The following is an 18,713-nucleotide window of genomic DNA, read 5'->3' as shown; positions in this document are numbered from 1 at the left end:
AATAAGCAAACATGATTGTTAAAGGCTTGTACATAAAATATACATAAAAAAATACGGCCCCCAAAAAGCATGGAGGCCGCGTTGTATGTGCGTATACTCATCTGGTCTATGAAGCTTAAAAAGTCTTATTTAAGAATACGTACCAGCAGTTCAGCCATCTCACCTCTGCTGATAGCCGCTTTTGGCTTGAGTGTTCCATCTGGATAACCGCTGATCCAACCGGAGGATACTGCATTCTGGAATGCTGCGGAGGCCCATGCTGCAATCTGCTGCTCATCCTTGTAGGATTGCAGTGCGGCAGTGCTGGAAATGGATGTCTGATTCTGCATCGCGTGTGACAGGATCACCATCGCCTGTTCACGGGTAAGACTCTCATCAGGTGCGAAAGTTTGAGCGGTTAGCCCTTGAATCCATCCCTGACGGTGAGCAAAATCCACGGCTGATCCAGCCCAGTGTCCCTGCATATCTGTAAATGAGGTAGAAGGGCTCTCGTCTCCAGCAGTTCCCAATGCTCTGGTCAGTATGGCTACAAATTCTGCACGGCTTACAGCGCGATCAGGACGTATGTTGCCGTCTTTATAGCCTTGTATCCAGCCTTTGTCTGCAAGAGATTGCAGGGACTTCGCTGCCCAATGGCCTTGTACATCCGGCCATACTTGAGCTAGCACTTGTGGATCTGACGAATTGCTTGGGTCATTTTGCACACTGGCATTATTGGTTTGAGTCTTGGCGTCTGTGGCGACGGCAAAGGTACCTAACCCGGTCGTATTCAGACTCACACCCGACAACATCCCTTTTGAATCCATTACAGCAGTCCCTTTTAGAATCTCACGCTCACCATTCTCATGAATAACAAGAATGGAGAACTGGGGCTCTGTATTGTGTAACTCACCTAAGGATTCGTTATCCAGCGGTAGAATGATCGACGAGGTCCCAGTCACATTGGCTTTGATGTCTGTAACCGGACCCATCAGCGTCAGGCTGGATTGTTGCTCGGCCCAGTCACGGATCTGCTGTGCACGTTGTACATCTGCCTGCTGGAATGACAATGTAACATCCTGCTGGCCTGAGGCCATGCTGGTTAAGGTGTCACTGGATATCAACAGTGTTCCATATCGGGATATTACCGATGCACCAAACTTATCCCATTTATTCAGTGAAGAATGAGAAAGGATAACACGACTCAGTTGCTTCTCCTGCTCCAAACGAATGTCTGCGTACGCTTTGCCTTCGCGAAGTGCTTGCTGTATCTGCTCATCCAGGAATGCCGGCGAAGGAACAAAGAGGGAGAACTCTTTCCCTTGTTCGGAAAATCCGATCTGTGGTACGAAAGCAGATAGATCCTCATTCTTATCTTTGTTAGATTTGCCTGTGTTCGCAATTACCTTGGCAGGGACCGTGACTTCTATGGCTTGCGTGAAAGCATGAGAACCATCGCTTACCCTCATAACATCCAGCATGATAGTTACAACGGAAGGAGTATCTGCTTGAATAATAGTTCCGTCTGTACGCACGATGTCTGGTTGGCTACTGCTGCTGATGGTCACACGGAAGCCATCAGGTACAACAGGCAACCTGAGCAGTGTATCACTTGTTGTAGGAGCTGCTATGCTTGTGATGGAATCCGCAACGCGCTGCGCGGTTAACCCTTGCGGATACACTAGCCCTGACGGAGCACTCTTCATGCCATTTACGTTCTGCAGCACATAGTAGCTGGCTCCTTCAGGAACAGGTGTAAATGTATACCTTCCCTCTCCCGAAGCAATTCCTTCCGCTATAAGCTCCTGCTGGGCATTGTACAACTCAAGCCTTGCGCTCGGCAACGCGCCTGTAACGATTACTGAGGCTATATCCTCATTGCCTGCTGAAGCTGTAACAGCACGAGGCAGCACGTTTATACGGCGTTCTGCCGGTTCTGCCGTCCAGCCCCCATTGTCGCTATAAGCATAGTTCAATACGTATACGCCAGGTACATTTGTATCGACATTCCCGCTACCTGAAAGCTCAGGGATCAGGATATTGCCGTATACGCTGTCCAGTACGCTGGCTCCTGGATCAGTGAAGCTATCGCCGGTTTCCAGAACAATTGGATTACTACCGTTTAGTCGTACGTAAGGTGTATTCGGTAATGCCTTCAGCACGGTGATCGTGAATGTTCTTTGTACAGAAGCTGCACCTTTAGAAATAATGGCAATTAATTGTACATTCACATCACCATCTGTAAATTTAGGCCGATTCACTTGACCGCTGTCGCTGAGGATATCTGGTTGTTCCGAGGACCAATCAATCTGGGTGTCAAATGCTCCTGTACGAGGCAGAGCGATGGAATCCTTAATCCCTTGCGGGTAATCCAGATTCAGTGTATTTGCTGCCAAATTTACGGCTTCATCAGCGCTTACAGGCAGTGCGGGCACGAGCAGGCTAAATGTTTTTCGTAGCTCAACCGCGCCTCGTGATACAACTGCTTCCAGCGTGATGGTCTGATCGCCCTGTACATAGCTTGGGAAGGTTACATGCCCAGTATGATCCAAGAACTGGGGTTGATTCGATGACCATGACACCTGAACACCATTCAGAGCATCTTTTGGCAAATATACGTCTCCCGTTACTGTCGTTATCGGCAGTTCAAGTGCTTTGTATGCTGCGTCTACGGCTTCAGTGTCGCTCATCGGCAGACGGAGTACGTGTGCAGTAAAATCCTTTGTTTTCGTTAAGCCTGCAAGTTGCAGGGTAGCCGTTAGGGTAACATCCGTATCTCCACTGTTATAGGAGGGTCTGGTGAGTGTTCCATCTGCTGCAATGACAAGAGGTTTAGACGAGGACCATTCGATCTGCGCTCCACCATAACCGGATAAAGGAAGAGAAATATTTTCTGTTAGCGCAGACAAATCGCCAAGCGAGAGGGTGTCTGCTGCTTGATTCAATGTATCTTGAGCAGTGATCTTCGCTACGGTAACCTCAAAAGTTTGGGTATCTGAGGCGCTTCCCTTCGCAATCGTTGCTGTCAGTTTTACTTTTCGGTCACCCAGATCATACTGCGGGCGTGTGACAGCCCCCTCGTTCGTAATGATGTCAGGAGTATCCGAACTCCAGCTCACCGTCGTATCATTCAACCCAGCGAGTGGCAGCGTCAGCTTTTGGGATACCGAATCAGCTGTATCTCCAGGTGCGAAGCCTAATGCAAGAGCAGCTTTTGCCTGTGCAACTCTCTCGGCATCGGTAAGTATGTTCACTTTAACCTCTGAGGGAGTGCTCTCCCCCTTAGCATTCACGGCCTGAACCGTGTAAATTGCTTCACCTGGGGGCAATGCTGAAGTGTCTATGAATTGAGTTAAGTTACCTGAATAAAGCGTTACACTATCTCGTATGACTTTGTATGAAGTTGCATAAGGAACAGCATCCCAGCTTAACTCTACTGTATTTCCATTTTTAGTTCCTGTAAAATGACCCGGAGCCTGTGGAACGGGCAATTGCTCGCCATAAGCTGCGAATTCCATGATGGAAGCCCATTGATTGTTTCTCGCATTTCCTTGATCAATATATACTCGCAAGTATCGTGTAGTTACAGGAGTAATACTCTTTTCAACATTAGAGCTCCCATTATTCTGGACGGTATCCACAGTCACCCAATTACTTCCGTTGCTGCTTGTTTGCAATCGGAAACTGTATGGATCACGTTGATCATGCCACCCATAATGGACACCCATACCTGTAATAACGTATCGATCTACGATATACCAGTCTCTCAGATCGACCTGAATCCATTTCTCACCGTTGCTGGCTTGATACCAGCGGCTTGTTGGTCCGATTGACCCATCCACAGCTCTGGAGGGATCATAGGGCTGGCTATAGCCACTGGATGTGGCTGGTTTGTTAAGTACTACATTTTCCCAACTGGCAGCGTGAACCTCATTCGTCCCTATCAGCAGGAACGCACCGCCGATGAATGGCAGCAATGGAACCAGCAAGCGATAGGGTTTAAAATTGTTGCGTGTGAAGTTATTGCCTTCGAGCACGCCATCACCTCTTCTTCATTAAGTAGCACACCATTGAGCATTTCATTATGGACGGGACGGGAATCCTCCTACGGTTGCAATGTAGTAATCTACATTCGGCATTGGAGAGGCTCCACGCAAATCAGGCAATGCAAATGTGGTTGTTCCATTCCCCCCGAAATTAGTACCCAATAGACTGAACAGTGCTGTATTTTGCGAAATAGATAAGAGCTGACCTTCACACTTTAGCCATCCATTGGGAGCGAACGTGTAAGGATACATCGTAATTTCCCCAAGATAAGGTTCGGTCGATGCTTGAGCCTGTTTGGGACTGATCGCCGTTCCCCCTAACAAAATGACCGCTAACAAACTCAAAACAGCGGCTTTCTTCCAAAAATGCTTCTTCATACCTACAACTCCTTTTTAGATTCGAATAATGGCCCACGAATTCAACAAATTTGTGACATTAGTCATAGAATGAATAGATATTATCATGGAATTCCACATTTGGCACTACAGTTCATCTATCAAATTCACCTTTTTATTCCTTTTGTGAGTAAAGAAATTTATTCCATTGTCCATGCATCTTTTTTCTAATCCAGGTAAATCTATATACAAATCATCTGGAAGTGAAGGAGGAAAGAGTGTGTGGCAGGTCATCGGAACTCATATGCCCAAATGGAACGTGTGGATGGAAGCCTTCTTTTTATCCATCATCCCTTTGATTATTTTTCTGACAGTACGACAAATCAGAGCGATGGATGGTCGAGAGAGCAGACGTATGGAACGATTAAAGCTTTTAGAAGAAGAAGACCGTTCGCAGCATGCAGATCATAATCCGTCTGTAAGTGAGGCTGAGAAGGAAAAGGGAACCTTTACCGAAGATTATGAAGCCAATGTAGCAAAAATCAGACAAGCCGTCACGGATATGTCGGACGTGAACGAACGATCCATTTTTCTGGAAAAATTGAACGCTGTAGGCACACTTTTTTTTGTGGATGGATTAACAGACAAGGTTGGCATGGATCAGAACATACTAAAGCCGCTGATGGATTGGGGCAGCTCCGGAGAAGGCGGGGAGGATCTTCCGAGAGGAAAAGAGCTTCGGGATATGTTTATTCGTCAGGTCATGCTGGTATCGGAGACTCAGTATACGTTAGAGGTGCAGTTCTCCTTGCAAAAGGTGCTGTTCGGTTCAGTCATACTCATGATTCAGGGCATACCGGGTGCCTTTGTGCTGGGCACACCCAAAGGGAGTACACGAGGGGTGGAAGACCCCATATCGGAATCGGTGCTGCGGGGACCGCGAGTTGGTTTTACCGAGACCCTTAGCGACAATACGGCAATGCTGCGCAGACATGGAGAAAGTACAGAACTGGCCATGTCGTCCTTCAAAGTGGGCAAAAGAGTGGAAAAGCAGCTGATGGTGGTGTATTTCAGAGACATTGCCGACCCGGAGCTTGTGGACGAGGTGAAGCGGCGGGTCAAAACCATTGATATGGATGAGGTGTTGGAGTCGGGCTATGTGGAGCAGCTTATTGAAGATAATTTTCTTAGTCCCTTTCTGCAAATTCAGAATACGGAGAGACCGGATCGGGTCATGGCTGCATTGCTGGAGGGACGTGTGGCGATTCTGCTGGATGGTACACCTTTTGCGCTCCTTATGCCTGTGACGTACGGGATGATGCTCCAGTCTCCCGAAGATTATTATGAACGATGGATACCGGGGTCGCTTATTCGATTTCTTCGTTTTATGGCAACTACGATATCTCTGTTCGCCCCGGCTCTCTATATCTCCTTTATCTCGTTTCATCCCGGACTGATTCCAACCAAGCTGGTCATTTCCATTATCAGTGCGAGACAGGGGGTTCCGTTTTCGACGCTGATTGAGGCCCTAATTATGGAAATTTCCATCGAAATTTTACGCGAGGCGGGACTACGGCTGCCCAAACCCATCGGTCCAGCGATGGGTATCGTCGGCGGTCTGATCATTGGACAGGCCGCTGTTGACGCCGGGATTGTAAGTCCGATTCTCGTTATTGTGGTAGCAGTCACGGCAATTTCTTCCTTTGCCTCCCCTGTATACAGCGCAGGGATCTCTATGCGTATTCTTCGTTTTGGGGCCATGTTCACGGCGTCTATCTTTGGTTTGTATGGAGTGATCATGTTTTTCCTGCTGCTGAGCATTCATATGGCTAAATTACACAGCTTCGGCGTGCCATATCTTAGTTTAACGACCCCCAGTTCATTGAAGGACTGGAAAGATTACTTCTTGCGAGCACCGCTACAATTTATGAAAAATAGACCCATTCTATTGAAGCATAAAGACCCTAAACGACAAGGATGAGTTCAACAACACAGGAGGGAGCAAGATGGCCCGTGGGAAAAAAATGGATAAAATTACAACGCTACAGACGACGGCAATTGTGCTTTGCTTTATGCTGGCTGCCGGGCTGCTTACTCTTCCCAGAGTAGCCGTTGAAACTGCAAAAACACCGGATGTATGGATGTCTGTCATTTTAGCAGGGGCTGCCACTTTCCTGTTCGGATGGATTATAGTCAAACTAAGTTCACGTTTTCCAGAAAGTACCTTTTACCAGTATGTTCAGCGGATAACCGGCAAAGCCATCGGCAAGGTGATGGGCATGTTGTTCGTCATCTATTTTATTTGTATAGCTGCATATGAAATCCGATCTGTGGAGGAAGTAACGTCGTTCTTTTTGCTTGAAGGAACTCCAGCGTGGGCTATTTCAGCACCTTTTATGTGGATATCTCTATATCTTTGCTTAGGGGGGATAGGTACGTTGGGGAAAATATGCCAATTTATATTCCCGATTACGGCGTCTATCTTTTTGTTAATATGCTTGCTGAGTTTGAATATTTTCGAATTGAATAATTTGCGTCCTGTTTTGTCCGAGGGTGTGATGCCAGTGCTTAAAGCTCTCAAGACTACAACCCTAACCTTAACAGGGACAGAGTGCTTGCTGTTTATTCTTTGTCGGATGGAAAAGCCGGAGAAAGCAACCAAGGCAATCGGACTGGCGATCGGGATCTCGACCATTTTTTATATAGCTACACTGATCTTATGCATTGGTGCCTTTTCGGTGGAAGGGGTTATGAGCAGAACCTGGCCTTTTTTAGATTTGGCCCGCAGTTTTGAAGTGGAGTATCTGTTATTGGAACGGTTCGAATCTTTATTGTTGACCATTTGGATCATGCAAATTTTTGCTACATTCAGCATAGCTTTTTATTGCGCTTCGCTCGGAGTTTCTCAAATTTTGAATAGCTCTTATTCCAAGGTGTTGTTTATTTTGCTCCCGATCATCTACGTCCTGTCCCAAATACCCAAAAATTTGAATGAGTTATTTTCTTTTGGAACGATCATCGGGAATGCAGCATTCGTTTTATTTGCTTTACTTCCACTGCCGCTGCTGCTTATTTCTCGCTGGAGGGGTGTGGGGTCATGATGAAGTTCCGTTCAGGAATACTCGGAATAGCGGTTCTTCTAATATGCAGTACACTTTCAGGTTGCTGGAGCAGCTCTCCCGTGGAGGATCTAAATCTGGAGACAGGCATTGCTATGGATATAGCGACAGAATCTTCACAAGAAGAGCAAATTAATCAAAAAGGAGGAGATTATCCGAAAAAAGAGTTAATTACGGGAACCTTTCAATTTATCATCCCAGAGGAAAGCGGCGGTTCCAATAGCTCCTCACCGCAAGCTAAAAAATTTTTTAATATTACAGAAACAGGGGATTCCGTTTTTGAGATGTTAAGAGAAATTTCATTGCGAACCAACCGACCGCCCATTGGGCAACATTTGAAAACGATTATTATCAGCTCCAGTCTGCTTCGCAAGATCCCGTTGTACGAGCTGCTGGACTTTTTCTTGGGGGATAATGACATTCGGCTCAGTGTCCAGCTACTGATTAGTACAGACAAGGCGAGCAATGCGCTTCAGGAAAAAACTCCTGGTCAAATTCCTGCCTATATCTTAAAGGATATTTTCCAAAATCGTAAACGGAACGCACGGTTGATAAAGCCCGTGGCTTTGGTTAAAGTGGTCGGGCCCATGAAGAGTAAGGGAAGTTTTATATTACCCAATGTCATTTCGACGGAGAATGAAATCAAGGTCGCAGGTGCGGGGATCATCAAAGGAAAGACGCAAACATACGGTGGTTTTCTGAATGAATCAGAGGTCGAGGGTCTTATGTGGATCAAGGGCCAATTGGTTGGAGGCGTGTTGAAAGGTAACGATCCTCAAACCGGTAAAAATATAGCCTATGAGATCAAAGCAGTGAAAAGCAGGATCAAGGCCATCGTTCAGGGGGACGACATTTCCTTCCAAGTAAAAATGACCTCAGAGGGGCGCGTTTCCGAGGTTTTAAACAAGAAAGAAAATTTGCGCAGCAACGCTGTGCTCGGACAAGAAGAAAGTATCTTTCAGGAGAAAGTGAATTCATTAGCTGAACAAACTGTAGCCAAAATGCAAAAGCTGCAGGCTGATGTCGGAGGTTTCGGAGAAGCCTTGAGGATTCAGCATCCTAAAGCTTGGCGTAAGGTCAAAGAGGATTGGGATACCACTTTTAGTACCATTCCCGTACGTTTTAGCACAGATATCCATATTGAAGATTACGGTTCTTCGATTACGACGGCAGACTAGTTTGTATGTATTTTAGAAAAACCTTCAATACCACGAATCTACGTGGCGTTGAAGGTTTTTTAGGCTATTCAAACAGGGATAGTGTATCTTCCAGCCACGTAATATAGCTTTCTTCCCGATTAATGGCACGGCTCAGCACCAGATAATGCCCGAATTGATTAGAACCGGGGGCCTGAAGGTTCTCGTCCTGCCGTTGGAGGGATTTCTTACTTTCGTACAGATACTCCAGCTTTTCTTTACGTTTGGTTATCTGGTCCTCGAACAATCGCTTGTTCTCTTCCTTGGGGATGGCTGCTGAGAAATACAGCATGAGCATAAACTCATCCTTTTCCGTTTCTGGTAACTCTTTGGGACTTAGAAGCCATTCGGTCAGTTCTTGGGTCCCTTTGGGGGTAATGCAGTACAGCTTCTTTTCCAGCTTGGCTCCTGTAATGGAGGTGCGATATTCAATAAGCTCCTCTTCGGTCAGCCTTTTTAACTCAGGATAAATCTGACTGTGTTTGGCGCTCCAAAATTGTCCGATTTCCTTTTTGAATTGACTCGTAATATCGTAGCCGCTCATTTCCTCTTTATGAACCAGGCCCAAAATGGCGTATTTTAATGTGCGTTTCAACGTAGCTCTCCTTGTCAAACGTTATTTGACACTAGTATACCATAGTGCTACAATTTATATGTATTTAAAAACATGTTTAATATTACATGTTTTGAATTGAATATTTATTATCTTTGGTCTCCTATTCAATTCATAAAAACTTATAGTTTAGGAAAGAAGGATGCAAGATGGACAAGTTTATCGGCAGCCACATGATCTACACTTATGAGAATGGTTGGGAGTACGAAATATATATTAAAAATGAAGATACGATCGATTATCGCATTCATAGTGGTATGGTAGGTGGCCGCTGGGTACGTGATCAGAAGGTCAATCTGGTGAAGCTGGTAGAAAATGTGTATAAAGTATCGTGGACCGAACCGACAGGCACTGACGTTTCTTTGAACTTTATGCCTGAGGAAAAACGTATGCATGGCATTATTTTCTTCCCTAAATGGGTTCATGAGCATCCGGAAATCACTGTGCGCTATCAAAACGATTTTATTCCGCTAATGGAAGAATCGCGTGAAAAGTATGAAACGTATCCGAAGTATGTGGTTCCTGAATTTGCAGATATTACATTCATCGAAAATGCGGGTGTGAACAACGAACAACTAATTTCCCAAGCACCTTATACAGGAATGACAGACGACATTCGTGCAGGTAAACTGAAAGTGTAATCAATTCTGCGCTGAAAGTGTAAAAGCCTGGCCTGTGATAAACAGTCTCAGGCTTTTTTACGTGAACTGGAAAGTGGATTGACAATGGAGTTGTGGACGATATCTAGAATGAATAGTAGACCAGGCCATGCTCTATGAGATATGAACGACTAATCCGAGAGGGGAGGATGGTCGCTGTTGGGGAGAGAATGTGCAGGTTCGCATGGGCAGTCAGATCGGATAAGGCAGATAGAGCCAGCTCTGTTTTATCAGGTCCCCAGTGATCAGCGTGGTGCTGAATATATTGCTCAGCCTCGGTTAAGGACAGACCCTTGAGCGAGGTAAACACGGAAGCCCAGCGGACGAGGTCAAAAGCGCCTTTAATTTCAGGCAGCTCGTATTCCGCCAGACCTTGAGCGCCGTTACACGACATAGTAAGCAAGCCACAGCAATGGTGTTGATAAGGTTTTGAGTCAGGAAATTGACGATAGTCGTATTGAATCATTTCCATGGAACCAATGCGTAATTGGGTCACTTGGGACGTTGTGGGCTGGGCAAGCGTCATGCTCATGCTAGAACGGCCTCCTTCTTGGATTCACTGTAAATAGGGATGGAAGAATCATACGTCACAGAGGATGTAATGTAAATCACGGATACAAGTGTAAAATGAGGATATATGGCAAAAAACGAGCTTTAATGCCAATGGAAACGGATACTTGCATCCATTTCTTTTGTTATCTTGGGGAACGTCTTTATATCATAAAAAAAACAACCCCAGATCTCCCCAGGGTCGTCTCTACTAAACATATAGTTCAGCATTTCGCAAAATACTTGTTTTGCTGATCACACGGGTGTGACGTCCTGAATCTCTTCTTCTTTCCAGATCACGTTCTCGCGATAGTTTGATCCCCAATCGTACATTGCTCTCAGTACCGGAATCAGGCTTTCGCCATGCTCTGTCAGTGAATATTCCACATGCGGAGGAACGACAGGATAGACTTTACGCAGAATGAGTTTATCTTCCTCTAGTTCGCGCAATTGGTTGGTCAGCATTTTTTGCGTAATGTGGGGGATTAGCTTCTTCAATTCACCAAACCGCTTGGTGCCTTCCATACCGAGATGCCACAAAATAATCAGCTTCCATTTTCCACCGATGACCGCGAGAGTCAATTCCTTATCACAATTAATCAGCTTCAAATCAATCCGGTCTTTTACAGTAGTGATATTCATCGACCTCCTGTCCGTAGTTATTCCAAGTATACTATCTATAGCTACTATACGCAAAAGGATATACATCCATTTTGGAAACTATGCATATGATTGGGCACTTATAGACCGGACAGGGATACCTAATGATGTGTGCAAGACTGGAAGAGTCCAGAAATCTGCGGCGTTAAGAAGGAATCACAATAGTATTAAAGGACTCCGGCTCCAGCTCTAAGCGGTGTGTTGTTTCTCCGAGAGACAGATTCAGCACACGCGATTCCTTGAACGGATTGGCGATGACTACCACCCTTTGCCCGTCTGTATTTTGAAAAGCAACTGCATTTCCAGTCCATGAACCACGAAGTCCGATGCGTCGGGCACCCGGTAATACAAAATGAGAAAAGTGCTTCATGACGTAATATTCCGGGTTCAGGACAGGTTTTCGATCCGCCGGATCAACGGTGATCATCGAATTTTGCTCCCAGCCCCATGTACTCTTGCCTTTCGGTTCCAAAACCATATTCCAGTAAATATAAGCATTTACGCCATTGGTGAAGTAGTGCTGGTACAGATTATATACATATTTGGCGTAGTCCCATGAGTTTTCTCCGTTCCCGCATTCATTTTCTGTTTGCATGTAACGAAGCTCAGGATAACTGGCAACGGTGCGCTGAATGGCATTTTTGCCTGCCCACTGGTAGCCTACGCCTTTAATATATTTGTAGGCCTCGGGGTCACTCAACACGGTATGGGCATACTCATCGAATCCGGTCGAAGTCTTCTTCATTAATTCCTCCCACGGATCGGGTGCGTTAATGGTGCCCAGCCAAATTTCCGTATCCAGTCCGTGTTCCTCAAAAGCAGGACCCAAATAATCGCGAATAAATTCACACAGCTGCTCTCCGGTCCATACACAGGAAGGAAACTTCTGATCGGCAATGACTTCATTTTGAACATGAATCTGATGAATTGTAATACCTGCCTCTCGATAAGCCTGAACAAATTTGACAAAGTATAATGCATACGCTTTCAAAATATCCTTTTCCCAGCGCAGCATGCCGTAATTGTAGGCTTTCGGTGATTTCATCCATGTCGGCGGGCTCCAAGGTGAGGCGAACAACTTCAAGTCCGGATTGAGTTGTAACGCTTCCCGAATAAAAGGAATGAGATATTGCTGATCACGCTCAATAGAAAAGTGCTTCATCTCCACGTCACCGTCTGTTTCATTGTGGCTGTACCACTCCAGCGCGTAGTCACTCGCTCCAATAGGAAGTCGGCAAATCGCAAATTTGTGCTCGCCCGCTGGATGAAAGAGAGAATGAAGCACCCGATCTCGTTCGTCTTTTTCCAATTGGTTCAGGGCCACATAACCTAATTCATTAAAACAGCCACCAAATCCTTCGACAAGCTGATGTGTTTCTCCCGTAAAGATTAGATTGGCACTCTCTTGAGTATCGGTCAAATGATGAGCTTGGGATTGCCAAGCTTTAGCTTTGGAAGTGGAAAACCACTGAATGGTTTGATTACTCATGTATTACCCTCCTGTTCAAGCTTTTTGTATCTCTTCTTATTATAGGGTAGGATCATAGGAGATGAGATGGTCTGAGCCACGACAAATTTGCCCTAATCCAAGGTTGAATTTACGGATGAGAACTTCTGCTGATAAGAAGTGTCAAGAACACATAAAGTACACATGTCTTTGATATGCTGGTGTCCTAGAATGACCGAAAGAGGGAAGTCGATTGAAGAAAAGAGTTCTTCTCGTGGAGGATGAAATACGTATTCGTGAAGTGATTGCTGACTATTTTAAACAGAATAATTGGGAAGTCTATGAAGCAGGCAATGGAAAAGATGCACTGATCTGGTTTGATTCGGTGCAGCCGGACCTGATTATACTCGATATTATGATGCCGGAACTGGATGGTTGGGAAGTGTGCCGCCAGGTGCGTAGCCGCTCAGGTGTGCCGATCATTTTGTTGACAGCCAAATCCGGTGATGATGATAAAATATTAGGCTTTGAACTGGGAGCCGATGATTACGTGACCAAACCTTTCAGCCCCAAGGTGCTGATCGCCCGCGCCAACGCGCTGATGAAACGGGTGGAGGGACATGTACAGCCGGAGTCGCATATTTTGCGGTTCGGTAGTGCCATTCTCAACACGATGGCTCATCGGCTTGAGGTGGATCAGGCGGAAGTCGAGCTGACGCCCAAGGAGTATGAGCTGCTGCGGCTGCTTATACATAATAAAGGCATAGTTATTTCACGGGATGCGATACTGAACCGGGTGTGGGGCATCGACTTTGAAGGAGATACACGAGTTGTCGATACGCATATCAAAAAGCTGAGAAGTAAGCTAGGCCGTGAATCACGCCATATCCGCACGGTTTTTGGTACTGGCTATAGGTTTGAGGAGGAAGAATGAACAAACGGGGAGTTACCTTTAAGTTGTTCATTATGACGGTTGTATTTTTCCTGTGTTTTTACGGTATGGTGATTTTAAGTCAATTGCTGTTTTTTGAAAATTTTTATCAGGAACAGAAGATTGGTCGTGTGGAAAGCCGCTTGCAAAGCTTCGGTCAAAGTTATGTCCAGGAGGCTTGGGGATCGGGCAGGGTTTCCCGTGAGGCAGCTCGCTTTATGCTTCAGAATAAAAACCAGCTGGCGATTGTAACGCTGGACGGCAAAGTAAAGCTGGATGATGCGTTTCATATCAATCTAAGAAAAGCAGATGGTAAAATCGTTAAAATATCGCTGTCTCTGTTTATGAGTGAGTACGGAGATGAACTGAGAGCTGCTCGGATTCAGCCCGGTGATACGGTAACGGTTGAAGGTGAGGGATTAGGAACGGACGGCATCTCTACCGCCAATTTAATTTATCCAACCGGCATACAGAAGCTTGGTTTCAAAAATATAGGATCGACTTCGGAAGAGGCAAGCACAGATGGCCGTGTAAGGTTTTCCGGTACGGTGACAGAGATTGTACTGCCGGATCTGAAAACATGGAGTCAGCGACAAGGCTTACTGTTTAGTGCGCTGGAGGAATGGTTCCCTTTATCACAGGCGCATCTGGAGAAACTTAAGAATTTCGAAGTGTTGGAAGAAGAGTGGACGGAACCTTGGACAGGGGTACGCAATGCAGTCATAGTCCATCCTGTTCGTCAGGACACAGGCGAGATCGACCTCCTGTTCACAGTGACATCGTTGCAGGAAATTAGTGAGACGAATGAAGCTCTGCGCTGGTTTTATCTGTACCTAGGGATCGGGGGATTTGCACTCATTCTGATTTTGTCCCTGTTCTATTCCCGGATGGTGACCCGTCCGCTCATTGCTTTGAATAATACCGCCAAGCGGATGGCTAAGCTCGATTTTACAGCCCATACACCAATCCGGCAGAATGATGAACTGGGCAGTCTGTCCTACAGCATGTATACCCTGTCCCAGAACCTGGACACAGCTTTGCGCGAGCTTCAGGAGGCCAATCAGCAATTGGTGGAGGACATGGAACAGAAGCAGAGGATGGAGGCTGTGCAACAAGACTTTTTTGCCAACGCTTCTCATGAACTGAAAACCCCGCTGAGTATTATTAAAGGCTTCGCAGAAGGATTACAAGATGGAGTTAGCGCCGGGAAGCAGGATCATTATATGAAAGTCATTGTAGAGGAAACGGACAAAATGGAGCGATTGGTCAAAGATATGCTGGACCTCGCCAAATTGGAATCGGGTACCCTCAAGCTTCGCAAGACGACCTTTATCTTGAGTGAGCTGGTGGAGGAGGTCGTGGACAAGTTATTCCATTTGTTGAAGGAGAAAAAGCTGGAAGTGGTCATTATTCCCGCCAATGAGATGCCGATCCATGCCGATGTAGGATGGCTGGAACAGGTGATTATCAACTTTGTTGTCAATGCCATACGACATGCTGAGGAAGGAAGCTCGATCACGATTCGTATCGAAGGTGCTGGGGAAATCAGTTTTTTTTCCATTGAAAATAAAGGTGAGACCATTCCTGACGATCAACTGGAGCAGATATGGGATCGCTTTTACCGGGCCGAGCTGTCCCGAAGCCGTCAGACAGGTGGGACAGGACTGGGGCTATCGATCGTCAAACGAATTTTGGATTTGCACGAATTCCGCTATAAGGTGGAGAATACCAAGGACGGCGTCCGTTTTGTTGTTATATTCGGAGGCTAAGCTATGGCAAAGGAGTTAAGAGTATGAAATGGAATTGGTTGCCCTCACTATGCACGATTGCAAACCTGGGGGCAGGGGTCTTATCCCTGTATTTCACGATTCATGAGCAATACATGACCGCTTTTATTCTCGTGGTTGTGGCTGCTTTATGGGATGTATTAGACGGTTTGCTGGCAAGGCTGCTGCATTGCTCCAGTGATTTTGGCAAACAGCTCGATTCGCTGGCGGATGTTGTCTCATTTGGGGTTGCCCCTGCTTTCTTGATCTTGTTATACAAGCTGGGAGATACCCATTGGATAGGACCGCTTGTGGCTGTTTTGTTTGTCATATGCGGTGCGGTAAGATTGGCAAGATTCAACCTAATGGCTTTTAGCAAAGGCTTTGTAGGTATGCCGATTACGGCGGCGGGTGTGATTTTGTCCTTTATGTTTTTATGGAGTGAGCATTTGAAGCCGGGGTTGTTGCTTGCGTTAATGGTAGTGCTGTCGTTCCTGATGGTTAGCCGTATTCCCTTTCCGTCCTTCAAAAAATAATCGGTCAGGAGGTGGCTCCCCTATGGAATGGGTCATCAGCATGATTACACAATACGGATATATCGCTATTTTTGCTCTTCTTGCTCTTGGGATTATCGGCCTACCGGTTCCAGATGAAATTATTATGGTGTTTGTCGGCTATTTATCTTCTATTATGGTACTGAATTATTCAGTGTCTATATTAGTCAGCTTCATCGGTGCAATGACAGGGATGATGATCAGCTACACGCTAGGCAAAAAGCTGGGTCAGCCCTTGGTGGATAAGCACGGCAAGTGGGTTGGATTGACACCGAAGCGATTTGCAAGAGTTAAGGGGTGGTTTGCACGCTTTGGGTTGTGGACCATTTTGTTCGGTTATTTTATCCCAGGAGTCAGACATGCGACAAGCTATTTGTCGGGCATTAGTGCGATGCCTGTCCGAAAATATATGCTGGTGGCAAGCGCAGGTTCTCTGATATGGACGCTTATCTTTATCTCCATTGGTTATATTGCAGGGGCGAATATAAACTTTCATTAAGGTGACCCCAAAAGTAATGTAGCATTTTTCACGTATACCACCGATAATATAAATAAAGATACTGTACAACCAGTGAGGGGATCTGTATTGAATGTACTAATGAAGTATATTGAGAAGTTACCGAGTTTTCTGCAAATGATCTTGAATATCTCGCTGTTTCTGGTCGGGCTGATTTTAAGCTTCTTACTGCTAAAAGAAACATGGTCCATTTTTTCTTATGTTTTTTTGTACGCAGAGACCGACAAAAATTACTATGAATTCACGGAAGAGTTGCTTGTGTTTTTCTTGTACTTTGAATTCATAGCATTAATAGTTAAGTACTTTAAAACCAATTTTCATTTTCCATTACGTTATTTTATCTATATTGGGATCACGGCTGTCATCAGGCTCATTATTGTAGATCATGATGATGCTAAAAATACATTCTGGTGGTCTATTGCTATCCTAGTCATGGTAGGTTCTCTATTGATCGCTAACAGTAAATTGTTAAAAAGAGAAAGTTGATGCTCAGGAAGATTGCAAAGTTGACAGTCAAGTGGGAGAGAGGGAATAAAGACGAATGGTAAGAAACTGGATGAATCATGCGGGCGTCAGGCGGGTAGCCGTCCTTGCGATAATCGTTTTGCTGTTGTTTATGTTAAGAAGCATGATGAATATTATGTTGTTAACACTGCTGCTTACGATCTTGATTGGCAGTATATATAACGGAGTGAATAAGCTGGTCAAGCGGTTCGTCAATGTGCCGTCAATGATCGTGCTACTACTGGTGTATGGGTTGCTAATTCTGATTATGGTGTGGGGCGTTTACCGAATGGTGCCGCTAATCGTTGTACAGGTCAAGCAGGTGTATCTCATGATTCAGCAAGCGTATATGTATCCTGATCGTAATCAATGGAACGAAACGATTATCGAATTTATGGACACGCTGAATGTTCAGCGGCTATTTGAGCCTGGCCTGAGTGCAGTGATGAAGGTCAGTCAATTGGGAACACAGCTTCTGGTGTCGATTATTTTGAGCTTGTTCTTCCTGATGGAAAAATCCTATATTACACGTTTTACAGCTACGTTTGTAGATAGCAAGCTGGGTTGGTTTTTCAAGGAAGTGGGTCATTTTGGCCGTATGTTTCTGGGTACGTTCGGGAAGGTATTGGAGGCTCAACTGCTGATTTCACTTATTAATTGTATATTGACCACGATTGCGCTCTGGATTATGGGCTTCCCTAATCTGCTCGGTCTTGCGCTCATCATTTTCGTACTGGGATTGGTTCCGGTGGCAGGTGTGTTTATCTCACTGGCACCGCTCGGCCTGATCGCTTTCAGTGTCGGCGGCATTCAATATGTGGTTTATCTGATTATTCTGATCGTGGTGATTCATGCGATTGAGGCCTACTTCTTAAATCCGAAGCTGATGTCATCCAAAACGAATTTACCGATCTTCTTTACCTTTGTCGTACTTATTTTCTCTGAGCATCTGATTGGAATTTGGGGCTTGATTGTAGGTATTCCATTGTTTGTTTTCTTCCTGGATCTGATTGGGATAAAACGCAAGCAAGAGAAGGATACTTGATTCAGCATTACAGATTCCACCCTAGTACAGTGACTATTGATTCATTACGAATGCCTGCGAAGCCGCAGGCATTTTTTTATTGGCCGTTTGTTCATAGGAAGAATCGTTGACGCTCATCCACTTTTTAATTCTCTTGTTAGCTATAGTACACTGAATATGCAAGATTAGATCAAGATAAAAGAAATGAGATGATCGGATGGAACAGAAAATTAAGGTATTGGCTATATCGGGTAGCCTTCGTCAAAAGTCCTCCAATACAGCACTTATGAAGGCTGCTATGGGGCTGGCTTCTGAAAATATGATGTTCACAGTCTATGATGGATTGGGGGATCTTCCGCATTTTAACCCTGACTTGGATGTAGATGAGGGGCCAGCTTCCGTAAGAGAGCTACGGGAACAATTGAAACAAGTGGATGGAGTGCTGATCTGTACACCGGAATATGGAAATGGGGTGCCGGGTGCTTTGAAAAATGCCTTGGATTGGCTCGTATCTTCAGGTGAATTTGTAAATAAACCTACAGCGGTCATCAGCGCGTCACCGTCTCCTATGGGCGGCCATCTGGCCCATGCCTCGCTGCTACTCACATTGCAAATGATCAATGCAGAGATTGTGGAGAATGGAAAGGTTATTATTCCGCATATCACCTTGAAGCTAAACCAGGAAGGTGAAATTACAAACGCTGAAACTAGGCAGGAGCTAGAAGCATTACTTCAAGGGCTTGAGCAAGCTTGCTTAAGCACAGGAACTCTTTAGATTTTTGAAGTTTAATAAATGAAAAGCAGCGGCAGTCT

At 45.4% G+C, this 18,713-nt stretch carries 17 protein-coding genes; 11 read left to right on the top strand and 6 right to left on the bottom strand.

Features of this window, described 5'->3' with window-relative positions; genetic code table 11:
• Positions 1-125: 125 nt before the first annotated feature.
• Together NLX78_RS19030 and NLX78_RS19025 are read right to left on the bottom strand one after the other, a co-directional pair.
• Entirely contained in the window at positions 126-4,016 is a 3,891-nt protein-coding gene (locus NLX78_RS19030) for an immunoglobulin-like domain-containing protein (RefSeq protein WP_254351261.1), read from the bottom strand.
• Positions 4,017-4,061: 45 nt separating this feature from the next.
• Positions 4,062-4,403, bottom strand: coding sequence for a phage tail protein (locus tag NLX78_RS19025; protein ID WP_254327320.1), 342 nt, complete (start codon positions 4,401-4,403; stop codon positions 4,062-4,064).
• A gap of 238 nt (positions 4,404-4,641) precedes the next feature.
• Here NLX78_RS19025 and NLX78_RS19020 point away from each other — a divergent pair, with 238 nt between their 5' ends.
• The 3 genes from NLX78_RS19020 to NLX78_RS19010 are packed head-to-tail and all read left to right on the top strand — an operon-like array spanning position 4,642 to position 8,658.
• Complete coding sequence (locus tag NLX78_RS19020; protein WP_254351260.1) at positions 4,642-6,342, top strand: spore germination protein; 1,701 nt, start codon at positions 4,642-4,644, stop codon at positions 6,340-6,342.
• Positions 6,343-6,367: 25 nt separating this feature from the next.
• Complete coding sequence (locus NLX78_RS19015; protein WP_250259485.1) at positions 6,368-7,462, top strand: GerAB/ArcD/ProY family transporter; 1,095 nt, start codon at positions 6,368-6,370, stop codon at positions 7,460-7,462.
• Positions 7,459-8,658 (top strand): Ger(x)C family spore germination protein, encoded by a 1,200-nt coding sequence (locus NLX78_RS19010; RefSeq protein ID WP_254351259.1) that lies wholly within the window; start codon positions 7,459-7,461, stop codon positions 8,656-8,658. Before NLX78_RS19015 ends, NLX78_RS19010 begins: the two co-directional genes overlap by 4 nt.
• A gap of 64 nt (positions 8,659-8,722) precedes the next feature.
• Here NLX78_RS19010 and NLX78_RS19005 read toward each other — a convergent pair whose 3' ends face one another.
• Positions 8,723-9,271, bottom strand: coding sequence for a PadR family transcriptional regulator (locus tag NLX78_RS19005; protein ID WP_061831257.1), 549 nt, complete (start codon positions 9,269-9,271; stop codon positions 8,723-8,725).
• 167 nt (positions 9,272-9,438) lie between these two features.
• Between NLX78_RS19005 and NLX78_RS19000 the strand changes: the two genes are divergently transcribed.
• On the top strand, positions 9,439-9,930 hold the full coding sequence (locus tag NLX78_RS19000) for a phenolic acid decarboxylase (RefSeq protein WP_254351258.1): 492 nt from the start codon (positions 9,439-9,441) through the stop codon (positions 9,928-9,930).
• Positions 9,931-10,033: 103 nt separating this feature from the next.
• Here NLX78_RS19000 and NLX78_RS18995 read toward each other — a convergent pair whose 3' ends face one another.
• The 3 genes from NLX78_RS18995 to NLX78_RS18985 all read right to left on the bottom strand — a co-directional run bounded on the left by NLX78_RS18995 (position 10,034) and on the right by NLX78_RS18985 (position 12,646).
• Entirely contained in the window at positions 10,034-10,444 is a 411-nt protein-coding gene (locus NLX78_RS18995) for a hypothetical protein (RefSeq protein ID WP_254351257.1), read from the bottom strand.
• 308 nt (positions 10,445-10,752) lie between these two features.
• Positions 10,753-11,139, bottom strand: a complete 387-nt coding sequence (locus NLX78_RS18990; RefSeq protein WP_250259483.1) for a winged helix-turn-helix transcriptional regulator — start codon at positions 11,137-11,139, stop codon at positions 10,753-10,755.
• A gap of 163 nt (positions 11,140-11,302) precedes the next feature.
• A complete protein-coding gene (locus tag NLX78_RS18985; RefSeq protein WP_254351256.1) occupies positions 11,303-12,646 on the bottom strand; it encodes a glycoside hydrolase family 30 protein in 1,344 nt (447 codons plus the stop codon).
• 211 nt (positions 12,647-12,857) lie between these two features.
• On the opposite strand from NLX78_RS18985, the gene NLX78_RS18980 reads away from it, so the two are divergent.
• The 7 genes from NLX78_RS18980 to NLX78_RS18950 all read left to right on the top strand — a co-directional run bounded on the left by NLX78_RS18980 (position 12,858) and on the right by NLX78_RS18950 (position 18,675).
• A complete protein-coding gene (locus NLX78_RS18980) occupies positions 12,858-13,538 on the top strand; it encodes a response regulator transcription factor (protein WP_061831262.1) in 681 nt (226 codons plus the stop codon).
• Positions 13,535-15,304 carry a sensor histidine kinase gene (locus NLX78_RS18975; RefSeq protein WP_254351255.1) on the top strand — a complete coding sequence of 590 codons (1,770 nt, stop codon included), beginning with the start codon at positions 13,535-13,537 and terminating at the stop codon, positions 15,302-15,304. Before NLX78_RS18980 ends, NLX78_RS18975 begins: the two co-directional genes overlap by 4 nt.
• A gap of 23 nt (positions 15,305-15,327) precedes the next feature.
• Positions 15,328-15,837, top strand: coding sequence for a CDP-diacylglycerol--serine O-phosphatidyltransferase (gene pssA / locus NLX78_RS18970; RefSeq protein ID WP_025677988.1), 510 nt, complete (start codon positions 15,328-15,330; stop codon positions 15,835-15,837).
• A 22-nt stretch (positions 15,838-15,859) separates the two neighbouring features.
• A complete protein-coding gene (locus NLX78_RS18965) occupies positions 15,860-16,354 on the top strand; it encodes a DedA family protein (RefSeq protein WP_013308662.1) in 495 nt (164 codons plus the stop codon).
• An 87-nt stretch (positions 16,355-16,441) separates the two neighbouring features.
• Positions 16,442-16,858 carry a phosphate-starvation-inducible protein PsiE gene (gene psiE / locus NLX78_RS18960; RefSeq protein WP_081330719.1) on the top strand — a complete coding sequence of 139 codons (417 nt, stop codon included), beginning with the start codon at positions 16,442-16,444 and terminating at the stop codon, positions 16,856-16,858.
• A 55-nt stretch (positions 16,859-16,913) separates the two neighbouring features.
• Positions 16,914-17,921: an AI-2E family transporter gene (locus NLX78_RS18955; RefSeq protein ID WP_254351254.1), complete on the top strand. Its 1,008-nt coding sequence runs from the start codon at positions 16,914-16,916 to the stop codon at positions 17,919-17,921.
• A 196-nt stretch (positions 17,922-18,117) separates the two neighbouring features.
• The gene (locus NLX78_RS18950; protein ID WP_250259477.1) at positions 18,118-18,675 is read left to right on the top strand and encodes an NADPH-dependent FMN reductase; all 558 of its coding nucleotides are present in this window, start codon (positions 18,118-18,120) and stop codon (positions 18,673-18,675) included.
• Positions 18,676-18,713: the final 38 nt, after the last annotated feature.

Source organism: Paenibacillus sp. Lou8.1 (assembly GCF_024213565.1).
GTDB classification, from domain to species: Bacteria; Bacillota; Bacilli; order Paenibacillales; family Paenibacillaceae; genus Paenibacillus; species Paenibacillus polymyxa_B.
This window is presented reverse-complemented; position numbering and strand designations above follow the sequence as displayed.